This is a genomic window from Micromonospora sp. NBC_01739, from assembly GCF_035920385.1.
Taxonomy (GTDB): Bacteria; Actinomycetota; Actinomycetes; order Mycobacteriales; family Micromonosporaceae; genus Micromonospora.
On sequence record NZ_CP109151.1, the window covers coordinates 3,808,315 to 3,822,351 of the forward strand.

Sequence of the window (14,037 nt, forward strand, 5' to 3'; positions counted from 1 at the left end):
AGATCAGGCGTGGCCCTGAAGCGACACCGGCTCTGTCAGCGGCGCAAGGCCCTCGGCTACAGCCAGGAGCGCTTGGCCGAAGCCCTCGGCGTGGAACGGTCAACCGTGGTGCGCTGGGAGAACGCCGAGACTGATCCACAACCATGGCATCGGGCCCGGATCGCCTCCGCGCTGGGGGTTACGCTCGAACAGCTCGACGACATGCTCATTGACGTGTCAATGACAGCGCATCGAAGGCAGGCTATGGAGGGTGACACTAGGGATCCCGCTTCCGCTGCTGCTCGCCCCGAGTTGCTGAGCGGCCTCCGGATGTTCCTCACCAGCTACCTGGCGGCCCCGGCTCGGCCAGCTCAGTCGACTGTCGAGGTGCGGCGTTCTGTGGGCCGGGTGCACAACCTCTACCAGCGAGCGAGTTATACGTCCGCTGCTCGACTACTGCCGGACGTGCTCAGCCAAGCAACGGAGCTATCCAGCCGGTCGACCGGGCTGCATCGCAGCACTGCGTTTCGGCTGCTCGCCGCCGCATACATCGCGGCGTCGAAGGTTGCCGCCAAAGTCGGTGACGGCGACACCGCCCTGCTGACCGCCGATCGGGCTTCCACCGCCGCGAGGCTGGCTGACGACCAGGCATTAGCGGCCGTCGCGGCCTACCAGGCAGCCTGCGGCCTCTTGCGGCTGCCGGGGCGAGCGAGCGAAGCCGAGCAGGTCATACGGAGCAGCCTTGAGCGCTTGACCTCTACTGGCTCTGCTGGCGATCCCGACCTGCTCTCCGCTCGGGGAGCATTGGTGCTTCTGGCTGCGGTGATGGCGGCCGGGCAGGGCAACCCGAAGGAGGTCGCCCAGTTCCTGGCGCAGGCAGAGAGGTTGGCGTCGACGCTCGGCGGTGACCGCAACCGGATCTGGACCGGCTTCGGTCCAACGAACGTCATCATCCATGCAGTCTCCGCTGCGGTTCGGGCCGGCAACGCAGACCAAGCCCTGGAGATCGGAACACGCCTCGACACCTCGCGGCTGCCGCCGGTGCTGGTTGGCCGTAGGGCACAGGTGCACGTTGACCTGGCAGCAGCGGCGATGATGTCAGCCTCCGACAGGTCCGCATCGGTGTTGCACCTGTTGGAAGCCGAGCGCGTGGCCGCCGAGGTAGTTCACGCCAACATCCAGGCGCGCACGCTTCTGCTCGACCTATTGGCGAAGGAGCGGCGAGTGGCGACGCCAGGGCTGCGGCCACTGGCAGAGCGGGCCGGGCTGCTCGTATGACTCGACGGGGTGTGCTGGCTCTGGTCGTCTGCGCCGCTCCCCCGGTGCTGCGGATCGGCGAGCTCATCAAACTGCTTCAAGAGGATGGCTGGACCGTCTGCCTCACCGCTACGCCGACCGCTGCCACCTGGATCGACCGGGAGGCGCTGGCGCAGCAGACGGGGTATCCGGTTCGGGTCGAGTGGCGGATGCCTGGCAATCCGGAGCCGCATCCGCCGGCGACCGCTGTTGCTGTCGTTCCGGCGACGTTCAACGTGATCAACAAGTGGGCTCAGGGGATCAACGACACACTCGCGCTCGGCATCCTCAACGAAGCACTCGGCGCGGGCATCCCGGTGTACGCATTTCCGAACGTCAAGGCCCAGCTTGCCGCTCATCCCAACTACGACCGGCACCTGCGGCTACTTCGCGGCGGGGGCGTCATCGCATCACCGCTGCCTGCGGAGTTGGACTGGCGGGTGGTCGTGGACCGGCTTGATGCCTCCGTGTAGGGCTGCCGATTCAGGCGATGGACGTGCCGCCGCCGGCGGCGGATCGAGGAGTGGCCCGCGATGCAGGGTTGCGCACCCCATTCCGGAGGCGGACCAGAGCGTCGGTGAAAGCCTCGTCATTGGCTCCGGCAAAGGTGGGAGTGCGGGAGTCCCAGCCTCGCCAGCGGCATCGTCGCGGAACTCCCCAAGGCAGGGGCGCAGCGACAGCCTTCCAGCCATCCACGGAGCCGATCTCGGATCGACGGGTCGAGCCGGGCAGCGTAGCTGACAACTCGGTCGTGTTGATTCAACCGGTGTGCCGAACCGGCAAGACACCCGGACAACGTCAGTCGCCGAGTCAGGCAGTCAGCGAGCGCCGTCTTTCGCGATGGTGGATCAGGTGCTAGTAAGAGTCACGTGAAGACTCCTACGTGGCCAGCGACGAGTTTCAGGGAAGCGAAGGATTGCCTACCTCGCCCTCTCGAGCACGCATGCCAACGTGTTCGGCAAACAGCCTATGAGCTGGGACCGTCGTCAGGTCGGGGTGTCTGATGTCCGGAAACGATCCTCACCTCAGCGCCGCGTGGAACACCTACCGCACCTTCCTCGACAACGCGCCACCGCATCAGGTTACTCAGCAGCTCCGCAGCCTTTCGGTTCCCGAGGACCTCATCGCTGAACTCATCAAGCGGCACGAGGAAGAAACGACCAAGATTCTTGAGCTGAAGGAGCCCCTGGGGCTCGGCCGGGAGGACGCGACGCCCTGGTACGCAGGACCACGCAAGGGTGACCGCAACTGGCCAGCGTTCGAGGCGCATTTGCAGAAAATCCTGGACGAGGACGCAGTCAATAAGATTGACGAGGCCTCGGACAAGGTAGTCGCGATGCTAGATCACCCAGCGACCCCCAGGTTCGATTCCCGCGGTCTCGTGGTCGGTCATGTCCAGTCCGGAAAGACCAGCAACTTCACGGCAGTCATCTGCAAAGCGGCAGATCGTGGATATCGAATGTTCATCGTACTGTCGGGTATTCATAACGCCCTACGACGCCAGACGCAGACCAGGCTCATTCGCGACGTGGTCAAATTGAATCCCACCCTCTGGCACCAGATTACAACACCCGAGCGCGACTTCACTCCGCCACCGAACCCCGCGGCCCTTCTCGCCGCGAAGGATCAGCACCTGTTGCTCGTGGTGAAAAAAAACGCTGTCGTGCTGCGCAAGCTACGAAAGTGGCTAGCCAGCGCTCCCGCCCACCTACAAAACTGCCCCACTATACTGATCGACGACGAAGCCGACCAAGCTACAATCGCGACCAAGACCATCAATCCTTTGATTGCAGGCGTACTCCGCCAGCTGCCGCGCGTTTGCTACGTGGGCTATACCGCGACCCCATTCGCAAACTTGCTCGCCGACCCGATAGGACACCAGAGCTTCTACCCCCGTGACTTCATCCTCAGCCTTCCCAGAAGTGAGGACTATCAGGGACCGGAGACCTTGTTCGGCCGTTCGCCGCTAGACGGCGAAGATCCTGCCGACGTGCCGGGCGGGCTGGACATGATTCGGGAGATACCCGATGACGAGGTCGCCGCTATGCGCCCCGCAAAGAAATCAGATATACCGACGTTCACACCGGAGGTAACACCCTCACTTCGAAAATCCGTCTTTTGGTTCTGGCTATCAACAGCTGCACGCCGACTACGCTCCCACAAAGCCGAACATTCGTCGATGCTTGTCCACGCGCACTCCGACACAAGAGTGCATGACTCGTACAAGCTACCTTTAGAGCAGCTCAAGTCAGCAACAAGCAAGCAACTCGCCGCCGAAGACCCCAATCTGCTCGCAGAATTGCACACTCTCTGGAGCATTGAAACTTCTCGTGTGCCCGCCGATTCCCTGGGCGAGAGTCCCGTGGCTTACGAGGCTGCACTCAGCCTATTACCACAGGTCATCGCGGACACCATGATTGTTATGGACCATTACAGAAGCACCAACCGGCTGGACTATGAGTCAGGAGCAGTCACAGTCATCGCAGTCGGCGGCAATACGCTTTCGCGGGGCCTCACGCTTGAGGGACTTGTCGTCAGCGTCTTCGTGAGGTCTTCCGATGTCTACGACACGCTGCTGCAGATGGGGCGATGGTTTGGCTACCGCCCTCGCTACAAGGATCTGCCACGCATTTACATGCCCGCCGAAATGCGCCGATGGTTTACCCATCTAGCAACGGTCGAGGCCGAAATGCGAGGCGAGATTGACCGCTTGCTGGTTGAGCACAAGACACCTCTCGAGATGGCGGTCCGCATCCGGTGTCACCCAAAGATGCGCGTGACTGCGCCGAGCAAGCAGAAGGCAGCAGTTCGGGCTGCCGCCGCGTACGGCGGCGCTCTGGTGGAGAGCAGGTACTTCCCCGCTACGGGCGATGACAAAGCTATGAAGTGGCACTCTGAGAACGCCGCCGCGGTCATGAGCCTTTTAAGAGCTAGCGACGTAGACGGTCGGCGTGATGACTCAGCACCTTCCACCAAGCCCTTATGGCGCAATGTGCCGGCCGACCGCATTCTTCGGTTCGTGACCGAATACCGGTTCCACGAAAAGTCCACTGACGCCTCAGCGGAGCTAATGGCGGCGTACATCGAGAAGCGCATGGACACGGGCGGCCTAACGAGTTGGAACGTCGGTGTCATCGGCACCGCTCCCCAGCCGAGTACCTCTAAGGCGGTTCATCACTCCAAAGTAGTAGAGCTTCCTGGAGGTGGCGTCGTAGGGACCGTGGTACGGACGCGGCTAATCGCGAACCGTAGCGATAGGGTTGCGGATATCAAAACGCTGACCGGTTCCCGCGATGAGGGTCTCGACCTCAGCTTGGACAAGCTGCGTGCGATCAATAGGACCGTGCTGCAGAATGAGCGCTCGAGGCAACAGCCCGAGAAGGGTTTGGTCCTCCTCTACCCAATTGACGCTGAATCGAAGGCGACTAAGCCCCGGGAGCGGGCAGACCTCAACATCCCCGGGGTTCCCATTGTCTGGGGGGCAGCACTGGTGTTTCCGAAGCCGAGTAAGGGGCAGGACGTCGAGGTCGAGTACGACTACGTGGCCGCCGATCTTTCACGAGTCTTCCCTGCGGCAACAGACGAGGATCCGGAAGACGTTTCCGTCCTCGGTCAGGATCTCGACGGCGAGATTCCGGTGAGGCCGTGAAGCACGAACGCAGCAGGCAGGATGCAGCACTCCGGCGCACCTTAGAGAATCTTTGGCGGAAGCTCGCCGAAAATCAATTCGACAACGTCGGCACGACGCTGCAAAGCGCCGAGCTGGCGCTATCGTGTCCAGCTGGCGCGTTGCGATTGGCGTCGGATTCGTACGGTCTTCCGCATTTGCTAGTGCCGCTTGAAGCGGATGCAGAGGATGTAGAGGATAAGATCAGCTCTGGCGTACATCTTACGACACGCACGTTGCTCGTAGGTGAAGATCCGGTCCGATTCCTCGACCTGCAATGCATGAGAACGACTTTGGTCGGTGTTTTCACGGGCCTCGTGGCCGACATCTGCATGGTCCTCGTTCAGCCGAAGACCATGCCGGCGCGCGCTGTACCAGAAACGCTGGCGGCATGGCGAGAACTTTTGGGTGGCCGGCCGAAGTGGACCTTGCAGCGGCTTGCCGGTCTGTACGGCGAGCTTCTCGTGTTGGAGCACCTTCTCGCTGTCTCTCAAGGCGCTGCGGACACCTGGAACGGCCCAAATGGGGCTGCTCAGGACTACCGCAATGGCTTTGACGCGATCGAGGTAAAGACCACGACCTCAGTACAGGGGCGCATGATCCGCGTCCACGGACTTGAGCAACTTGTCCGTCCGCTAGCGGGATCGTTGCGAATCGTCTGGCTTCGGTTGGCAGTGTCGGCCCCCGGCGAAGGGGACGACATCCCGTCAATCGTTGAGCGTTGTTTAGCGGCAGGAGAACCAAACGCGATCCTTTCGCGCCTCGATCGCCTGGGGCTTCCGCCCCTGTCCTCGTCCGAGCTCCGGACGGCGAGCTACACGTCGGTGGAGCAACGGATCTACCTAGTCGATGACGGTTTCCCTAGCATCACTCCGGCCAGATTCGCTGCAGGAGTGATTCCGGCTGGCGTCAGTGGTGTCGAATACCTTGTCGATCTCGACACTGTCGCGTCGACCGGCGACGACCTGAGTTGTGCCGCAAGAAGCTTTCTGGAGGAACGATGACGAAGCCCTGCTGGTATTCCCAGCCGTTCCGGCCAGACGGTGGCATCACAGCGGAGGGCCTCCGGAACCAGTTAGGAAGGCCAGCCTTCTCAGTGCTGTCTGTACTGGTTCGCGAATCGGCGCAGAACAGCTGGGACGCGAAGACGTCGAAAGATGTCAGCTTCAAACTGGATCTGGTGACCGTGTCACCGGCGCACCGGGTGACCTGGGTGGAGCTACTTGCACCAGGTGCGCCGAATGATCCCACAGCCGCCAGGAGCTTGCCGGCTCTCCTCCGGAGCCCCACCATTCGTTATCTCGCAATCTCAGATCGCGGAACAAGTGGACTTGGCGGACCAACGCGCTCGGACGTCTACGCGGAACCTAACCAACGCGGATGGTTGTCGTTCGTTCTGAACAGCGGTGAGAGACAGGACGTGGACGGCGGCGGCGGTACCTACGGTTACGGAAAGGGTGCGTTCTTCCTCGCCTCTAGGGTAGGCACGGTTCTTATCTACACACGCTACCGCGAAGGCAGGCAGCTACGCTCCCGGCTGATCGCATCCGCTCTACTCAGCTCAACCGCAATGAACGGCGTACCGTACACCGGTAGGCACTGGTGGGGCCTGCCGAGCCGAGACCACTGCGAACCGATCACTGACCGAGATGCCGAAGTCACGGCGCATCGCCTGGGTCTTCCTGGCTTTGAGGAGGAAGAGACTGGAACGACAGTTGTTGTACTCGATCCCGATCTCTCCGATCCGACGATGCCCGATGAAGATCACGTCGACATGTCCGTCGAGGCAGCGGGGCGCTATCTGGCGGACGCGTCCGCATGGAACCTGTGGCCTGTCACGCTTGCTGACCGGGCCGTTCGCCTGCACGTCTCCGTCTCTGCACACGGTGTCCGTTACCCTGTCCCCTCGGAGCACGATGACGCAGTTCTGGCCAACTTCGCCACCGCATACCGGGCAGCACTCGGCGAAAATGGCACCCCGCTGTCGTGTATGAGACCGAGACAGGAACTCGGTCGCTTCAGTCACGCGGATACGTTCGGAGCTAAGGTGACCTCGCCAGCCGCAGCCGAGCTGGGTTTGGCCGGTTCACCTCATCACGTGTGCCTGATGCGGTCACCGGATCTAGTCGTGCAATACCTGCCGGGCCCCTCCAAGCCTCACCCCGATGTCGGGTACGCCGCGGTCTTCAAGGTGAACGACGACTTGGACCGAACATTTTCTAAGTCGGAGCCCCCTACACACGATGGTTGGATCGACGCCCAACTGACCGGACGCGATGCAACATTCGTCAGGGTGGCACGCAGACGGATCCTCGAGCAGTGCACTGCAATCGCCGGGCCGAAGATGCAGAGCTCACAGACCATCGCCGTTCCGATCGGCGCCATCGCTCAGAAATTGGGATTCCTCCTCTCAGGTGTCGGCGGCACCGGCGCGTCCGAGTCGGATGAGGATGTCGGCAGGATCGGGCATGGCTTCGGTGCTCCGACCGGGGGAAGCTCAGGCGCTGAGCCTCCGAAACACGGACGCGGTAGGACTTCGAGTCCATGGCGTCGAACCAGGCCGGTCCTCGTCGGCGCTCCCTTCTTCGCGTCGCATGCAGGCCGCGCGGTCCTGGTGCAGAAGGTGCGGGTGTCTGGCCCGGCTGCGCTCCGCGGCACTGCTTCCGTTCTGACGGGGGAGGGGTCCTTGGAAACCGCTAGGCCAGCTGGCAGTGCGGTCCCGCAAATATTGGGATGGCGGGTGGCTGGGAACCTTACGCTCGGCGAACAGGTCGAGGTCACCGAAGGCGGTGAGTACGAGCTGTTGGTGACGCCTGTCGTCGACGCCGCCTTGGACATCGCCGTGGAGTCCGTGTCGCGATGAGAGGACGAGCGTACCCCTATCGGACGGCTGGCGATCACGTCTTGGCAGCGCCGTGGGTCCAGACAGACGATGGGGCCACCGTAGGTGAGCATCTACTAGGTTGGGACTATTGCGCACCGATACGCCTGCGCCGCGAGATCGTCGTCGATATGCCCGACCTCGTAAGCGTATGTGGCTTCGACAGTACGGTCTCGCTTGCCGTGAATGTACGGTACTGGCCCTCGTCTTCGCTGCTGCGCCGCACTGCTGCGCAAGTTCCGCTGCTACATTCCGGGATGCAAGAGAAGGTCGAAGCCATCGTCGAAGTCGATATCTCCAGCGCCGATCTCGCCAACGCGCTTATCTTGGAGACGTCAGTCGTACTGACGGCAGGAGCTGGCTGCTCGGATTCATTCATCGCACATAGATCAGGCAGCATTCTATGGCGTGACCAAACCTCGATCCGGTTGGAGGGCAATGCAGGGCTCCTTCCTGTGGCGCCGGTTAGCTTCATAAATCAGGGCCTTCCGGAGCGGGCTGCCTGGTACGTGAGCGTCGACTCCGCGGAGTGGAGTAGCGCCGCTATGGGTAATCTGCTCGTCCTGCTAAACGAGGACAACGAGCAGGTCAGTGCGGCCTTGCGTAACCCGAAGGAATCGCGAGCGGCGGTCTTGTGGGATGCTCTAACGGTCGATGTGGTGTACGACTTGGTCGGTCGGGCTTTGGAGGACGAAGAGTTTCCTTCAGAGGAGGAGCCGACTGCCCCCGATGGGGAGGTGACGACCGCGGCCCTGGTACATGGACTGATCAGGGCGTTTCTGAGGCTGCCGAGTGAAGGGCTCACGGATGCCATCGAACGCCTCCGGGAAGAACGCCGGCGCGACCCGTCGCGGCTACGCGCCACCGTACAGAGCAGCTTAATGTTCCCGGGGGGCAGAACGTAATGAGCCTTTTGTACCCGCGGCTGCTCCCCGGCGAGTCTGAGCGGTTGTTTGCGAGCCTGCACGGTCGGCAGCCTGAGGAACTAGCCCGTTTTGCAGATGTCACATCGGATCGAGCGATCTTTGCTGCAACAGGCGGAACCCGGGTCACCCGCGACGAGTTGCGTCTTCTCGCGGCCGACCTAGAAAAATTCGCCGTAGCCAACGGTTTCCCCCGTTCGCTTACTACGGCAGGCAGGAATGACTTCGACCGAATTGCGGCACGTCATCTGCACGAACGGTCCGGGATGCTTCCGGGTGAGGCATCGCAACGCCAAGTATGGGCCTTTCTCGCACTGGTGTTGATTCCTCATGTTTGTGCCTGGCGCTTCCCGATGCGAGAGGGGGTCTACCTCGCCGACCGATTCAAAGGAACGGACCTTACCAGGCACACTCTTGCAAGGCTTTGGACTCGTGCCCACGTTCTCTATGACCCGTCACTGCCGGACCCATACGAGCTGTTGGCCGGGCTCGGAGAGGCTGATCTGGATCATGTCATGGCACGTCGACGTTCGGTGGCGGCAACGCCGGCGTTGGTGCGTGCCATCGTTCGGGCACATACGGAGGACAGCCGGACGAATGACGGGATTCCCGCGAGGGCCGTACATCGGGACACGTTGCGGCGCCTTCTTCGACTGACAGCGTTCCTCAACCTGGATTGGATGTCCGAGCAAGAGCTCTTGGAGCTTGTACGGGAACAGCGCCGTGAGTCGAGGCGCCTACTCGCCGAAACCGGCGTCAACGTAGCCGACCTCTGAAGCTGCGTCTCTCCGCTCAACCCGGGTACGCTTATCCCATGGTGTCGCAACTGCCCGCCCCAAGCTCATCCGGCGTTTCTAGACGCATGAGCCGGCAGCGGTGCCGTGACACGGCGCCAGAGTTGTCTATACGGAAGTTGCTGCATGCCCGGGGGCATCGCTACCGAGTTACATGGCCGATACCCGGTTTACCCCGACGTACCGTCGACGTCGCATTTACTCGTTCACGAGTAGCCGTTTTCATCGACGGTTGCTTTTGGCATTCGTGCCCCCAGCACAAGACCAGCCCCAGCGCTAATGGCGAATGGTGGTCCGAGAAACTCCGGGCGAATCAGTTGCGTGACGCCGCGACGACGGCGCACCTCGAGGCATTAGGTTGGTCTGTATTACGAATTTGGGAACATGAGATTCCCGCTGATGCGGTCACGCGTATCGTTGAGTTACTGAGTGAGCGGCGCGCCGCACTCGGTCCAAAAAATCAGCACCCCAGCCCGCCAAGCGTTCTCAGCTGACTTCGGCGACTCAGAGCTGTTCGTCCAGGGCGACTGCGACGTGCTGTCCGATGGCCGTGGCGAGCTCGACAGGAACTGCGTTGCCTATCTGGCGGGCAATCTGCACCTTGCTACCGCACCACTTGAACTCATCATCGAAGCCCTGAAGTCTCGCGGCCTCGTAATGGGTCAGCGCCCTATCCTCCGACGGATGCAGGTAACGACCCTTCTCTGGTTTGAAAAACTCCGTCCGAATGGTGACCGAAGGCCGATCCCAACTAAGGCGGCCCATCACGTCCGAGGCTCCCTTCGTATGCTTTAGCCAACAGGGCGACTTGAGTCGGTCAGGAAGATCGAAACGGTTTCCACCGGCGGGGATGCACTGGAATCGCTCCAGAGAGATTTCCTCATAGCGGCGAGTGATGTGAAGTGAACGGCTAGTAAAAGGTCCCGGTATCTTTTTGTTCCAATATGATACAGCACCCTCCGGCAAATTCTGTCGGCCCCTAGGCACATGCAGCGGCACGCCGGCAAGGGCTTCACCGACGGTCTTCCAACACTCCCGACCCAGCCCAGAAATCGGAACGTCGATGGGTTTCAGATCGCGATGAGTGCCGATGACAATCGCCCGACGGCGTATTTGCGACGAGCCAAAGGCGGCAGCTACGACGACGTCTTCGCGGAGTTCGTAGTCGCGAAGCGACTCACTACCCGCGGCGGCCTTCATCTGCTGGTACTGGTGGCTGCGGAGGAACCTTTCGACATTCTCAAGCACGAACACCTTCGGCTTGATCAGGGTGAGCGCCCGCCAGTACTCACGCCAGAGTTCGTTGCGGGGGTCATCGTCGAGCCGTTTACCTAGATTGGAGAAGCCCTGGCATGGAGGTCCGCCGACGACTACGTCCGCATCCGGAAATTGCCCTTCGTCCAGCCACTCTGCGATGCCGCCCGCGTGGATATGCTCCCGGCCAAAGTTCTCGGCGTAGGTAGCGGCCGCAGCCAGATCGATTTCGACTGCCCCAACAGGAAGGTATCGCCCGGTTTTCCGAAGGCCCTCCGTAAGTCCCCCACATCCGGCGAAGAGGTCAACGACACGGAGGATCTTCGGCATGGGCTGTACCCTAGCCGGCTCCGCCGATCCTAGCTAGCGGGCGGGCCGGTGCGATCTGGCTCACGAGGAGTTCAGCCAGAACGTACCGAACCTCTCGACGGCTGCTTCGGCCGACTTCCAGGACGGGCCAGAGCATGAGAGGCTCTAGGATCTACATCGAGGCCGACGGCTGCCGGGCTAGCTGGAGGTCCTCTGGTGGCCAAGCCAAGGCGTTACAGCAACCTAGCCATCCGGCGTCCGCCCTCGGTCCGCGGAGGCTCCGCCAGAGGGGTAGTACCGCCCACGGTCGCCAACCGGCACGATGTGAACGTGGATCACGCGCGCTTACTCCCGATGCTCGAGATCATGCGCTATGCGCAGGGCGCCAGCCGAGTTGACGTTGAGCTGGACGGCTATCTCAATTATCACTTCGTGACCGCATCAGTGGAAGCCAGTGATGCTCCACGGTTGATGCTCGAAGCGGGTATCAACGCGACCGCCATGGTGGATACGCCTGACGGACGACGTCGGCCGGTGATCAGCTTACGGTCGAGCCCTTGGAAAGCTGGGCACGTCACAAACCCATGGCATGACGAGTTCGACCTCGACCACGGCTACGTCCGTTATTACGGAGACCACAAGCCGACCAAGACCGGCCTTCCCGGCGTCACAGCTGGCAACCGCGCGTTGCTGGACGCGTGGGCACTTCACGCCGCATCCGACCCATCTGCACGGCTTCAAGCTCCGCCGTTGCTGATCTATCGGTCTGTCACGGTCAGCAGGGGTGGCCGCAACCTTGTCAAGGGTCACGTCGAGTTCTGCGGTGCAGCGATCATTGAACGACTCGAACACGTTGTGCAACGTGACCCCGAGACCGGACGCAGCTTCCCCAACCTCGTGCTTGACGTGGCAGTGGTCGACCTCGCGGACACCGGTGATGCGCTCGACATGCGTTGGATCGATGACCGCCGTAACGTGAAGCTTGACGCCGAGCGGGCCGCCCGTCATGCGCCCATGTCCTGGCGGCGCTGGATCAGAGAGGGCCGAGCCGCAATCCCTCGCTCACGGCGCCGCGTCACCTCCTCGCGCGTTCGGTCGGCAGAAGACCAGCGCCCAACTCCCGGGTCTGCAGAAGCAGCTCTGCTTCAGCGTCTGGGTCTGCTGCACCGATAGGTGACAGGTGTAGTCACGCGGCCTGACTGGCCGGTGGGGTCATGATGGTCTCGTACTCGATGGGGGTCAACCGGGACAGGGATCGTTGGCGTCGGCGGCGGTGGTAGGTCCGTTCGATCCAGGTCACGATCGCGATCCGTAGTTGCTCGCGGGTGGCCCATGATCGCCGGTCGAGGACGTTGTTCTGCAGCAGGCCGAAGAACGATTCCATGGCGGCGTTGTCGCCGGCGGCGCCGACTCTGCCCATCGACCCGAGCATCTGGTGGCGGTGGAGGGCGCGGACGAACTTCCGGCTGCGAAACTGCGACCCGCGGTCGGTGTGCAGCACGCAGCCGGCCAGGTCACCGCGGCGGGCGGCGGCGTTGTGCAGGGCGGTCACGGCCAGCCGCGACTTCATTGTCGAGTCGATGGAGTAGCCGACGATCCGGTTCGACCACATGTCCTTGATCGCGCACAGGTAGAGCTTGCCCTCACCGGTGCGGTGTTCGGTGATGTCCGCCAACCAGAGCTGGTTCGGGCCGCTGGCGGTGAAGTCACGCTTCACGAGGTCGTCGTGCACCGGTGGGCCCGGCCTGCCGCCCTTGCCCCGCCGCCGCTTGCGGCTGTACACGCTCCACCAGCCCATGCCGGAGCAGATCTTCCACGCGGTGCGCTCGGTCATCGGTCGTCCGGCAGCGCGGGCTTCATCGGCCAGGAACCGATAGCCGAACTCCGGGTCATCACGATGGGCGTCGAACAACGCGTCCGCCCGGTATGCCTCGGCCAGTTCGGCGTCGGTGACCGGGCGGGCAAGCCACCGGTAGTAGGGCTGTCGAGCGATGTTCAGTACCCGGCACGTCACCGCCACGGGGATCCCGTCGGCGGCCAGCTCGTTCACGAGCGGGTAGAGCCTTTTCCCGGCAGGTTCGCCTGCGACAAGTAGGCCGCCGCCCGGCGCAGGACCTCGTTCTCCTGTTCGAGGAGCTTGATCCGCTTACGGGCCTCCCGCAGCTCGGCCGAATCGCTGCTGCTCACACCCGGCTTGACGCCCTCGTCGATGTCGGCCTGGCGCAGCCACTTGAACAACGTCATCGGATGGACCCCGAAGTCCTTCGCGATCTGCTCCACCGTCACGCCCGGGTCACGGTCACGAGCAACCCGCACGACGTCGTCACGGAACTCTCGGGGGTAGGGCTTGGGCACAGCGACATCCTTCCAGCCCGCCAACAAGGCAAGCCAACTCAGATGTCACCTATCGGTGCAGCAGACCCTCTTTACATGCACTTCGAGGGTCGCAAACATGCCTTCGAGCTACTGGCAGCCCGGGTTTCCGCGCAAGTCTTGGGCCGATCCGGCGCCCGCTATCACGACGGCTGGCTAACACGGCCGGGCGGCGACGGCGGCGTCGACTTTGTCGGACGACTTGACGTCGGCACGGCCACCAACAACGTTCCCTTGGTGGTCCTCGGACAAGCTAAATGCGTGTCCCCGTCCTCGTCGATTAGTCCCGACCAGGTCGCGCGTGTTGTTGCCCGCCTGCGGCGTGGCTGGATCGGAGTCTTTGTCACCACCGGGGTCTTCTCCCGGCAGGCTCAAGTCGAAGTAATCGACGATCAGTACCCACTGGTTTTGATTGACGGAAAGACGCTCGGCGAGGAGGTACTGCGCATGGCGGCGGCTGATCACAACGGAGACCTCGACCGGCTCCTCAGCTCGATAACGGGTAGCTACGACCTGGCCATCACCTACCGCCGTCCAGAGGAAATCCTTTACGGATGACGT

12 protein-coding genes are annotated in these 14,037 nt (G+C 62.4%); 10 read left to right on the forward strand and 2 right to left on the reverse strand.

The features are described 5' to 3' along the window. Nucleotides 1–9 precede the first annotated feature (9 nt). The 8 genes from OIE53_RS17075 (at nucleotide 10) to OIE53_RS17110 (ending at nucleotide 10,034) form a co-directional block, all read left to right on the forward strand. Nucleotides 10–1,257: a helix-turn-helix transcriptional regulator gene (locus OIE53_RS17075; RefSeq protein ID WP_327022533.1), complete on the forward strand. Its 1,248-nt coding sequence runs from the start codon at nucleotides 10–12 to the stop codon at nucleotides 1,255–1,257. A gap of 11 nt (nucleotides 1,258–1,268) precedes the next feature. Beyond that, nucleotides 1,269–1,748 carry a flavoprotein gene (locus tag OIE53_RS17080; protein WP_327022534.1) on the forward strand — a complete coding sequence of 160 codons (480 nt, stop codon included), beginning with the start codon at nucleotides 1,269–1,271 and terminating at the stop codon, nucleotides 1,746–1,748. A 530-nt stretch (nucleotides 1,749–2,278) separates the two neighbouring features. Continuing rightward, a complete protein-coding gene (locus OIE53_RS17085) occupies nucleotides 2,279–4,924 on the forward strand; it encodes a Z1 domain-containing protein (RefSeq protein ID WP_327022535.1) in 2,646 nt (881 codons plus the stop codon). Then, nucleotides 4,921–5,946 (forward strand): PD-(D/E)XK motif protein, encoded by a 1,026-nt coding sequence (locus OIE53_RS17090; protein ID WP_327022536.1) that lies wholly within the window; start codon nucleotides 4,921–4,923, stop codon nucleotides 5,944–5,946. The genes OIE53_RS17085 and OIE53_RS17090 overlap by 4 nt, the downstream gene beginning before the upstream one ends. Nucleotides 5,947–6,326: 380 nt before the next feature. Further along, the gene (locus OIE53_RS17095; RefSeq protein ID WP_327022537.1) at nucleotides 6,327–7,805 is read left to right on the forward strand and encodes a hypothetical protein; all 1,479 of its coding nucleotides are present in this window, start codon (nucleotides 6,327–6,329) and stop codon (nucleotides 7,803–7,805) included. Between the two features lie 275 nt (nucleotides 7,806–8,080). Continuing rightward, nucleotides 8,081–8,728, forward strand: coding sequence for a hypothetical protein (locus tag OIE53_RS17100; protein WP_327022538.1), 648 nt, complete (start codon nucleotides 8,081–8,083; stop codon nucleotides 8,726–8,728). Beyond that, on the forward strand, nucleotides 8,728–9,522 hold the full coding sequence (locus OIE53_RS17105) for a DUF6339 family protein (protein WP_327022539.1): 795 nt from the start codon (nucleotides 8,728–8,730) through the stop codon (nucleotides 9,520–9,522). Before OIE53_RS17100 ends, OIE53_RS17105 begins: the two co-directional genes overlap by 1 nt. A gap of 38 nt (nucleotides 9,523–9,560) precedes the next feature. After that, nucleotides 9,561–10,034 (forward strand): very short patch repair endonuclease, encoded by a 474-nt coding sequence (locus OIE53_RS17110; protein WP_327022540.1) that lies wholly within the window; start codon nucleotides 9,561–9,563, stop codon nucleotides 10,032–10,034. A gap of 10 nt (nucleotides 10,035–10,044) precedes the next feature. Here the strand turns inward: OIE53_RS17110 and OIE53_RS17115 are convergent, their stop codons facing one another. Then, nucleotides 10,045–11,124, reverse strand: a complete 1,080-nt coding sequence (locus OIE53_RS17115) for a DNA cytosine methyltransferase (RefSeq protein WP_327022541.1) — start codon at nucleotides 11,122–11,124, stop codon at nucleotides 10,045–10,047. A 309-nt stretch (nucleotides 11,125–11,433) separates the two neighbouring features. On the opposite strand from OIE53_RS17115, the gene OIE53_RS17120 reads away from it, so the two are divergent. Further along, entirely contained in the window at nucleotides 11,434–12,276 is an 843-nt protein-coding gene (locus tag OIE53_RS17120) for a hypothetical protein (RefSeq protein WP_327022542.1), read from the forward strand. Between the two features lie 13 nt (nucleotides 12,277–12,289). Here the strand turns inward: OIE53_RS17120 and OIE53_RS17125 are convergent. Continuing rightward, nucleotides 12,290–13,458, reverse strand: a protein-coding gene (locus OIE53_RS17125) for an IS3 family transposase (protein ID WP_327022543.1) whose coding sequence is annotated in 2 segments (ribosomal slippage) — nucleotides 12,290–13,171 and nucleotides 13,174–13,458 — 1,167 coding nt in all. Because the reading frame shifts where the segments join, the coding sequence is not laid out codon by codon here. Nucleotides 13,459–13,533: 75 nt separating this feature from the next. Between OIE53_RS17125 and OIE53_RS17130 the strand changes: the two genes are divergently transcribed. After that, nucleotides 13,534–14,034, forward strand: a complete 501-nt coding sequence (locus OIE53_RS17130; RefSeq protein WP_327022544.1) for a restriction endonuclease — start codon at nucleotides 13,534–13,536, stop codon at nucleotides 14,032–14,034. The last annotated feature ends 3 nt before the right edge of the window (nucleotides 14,035–14,037 follow it).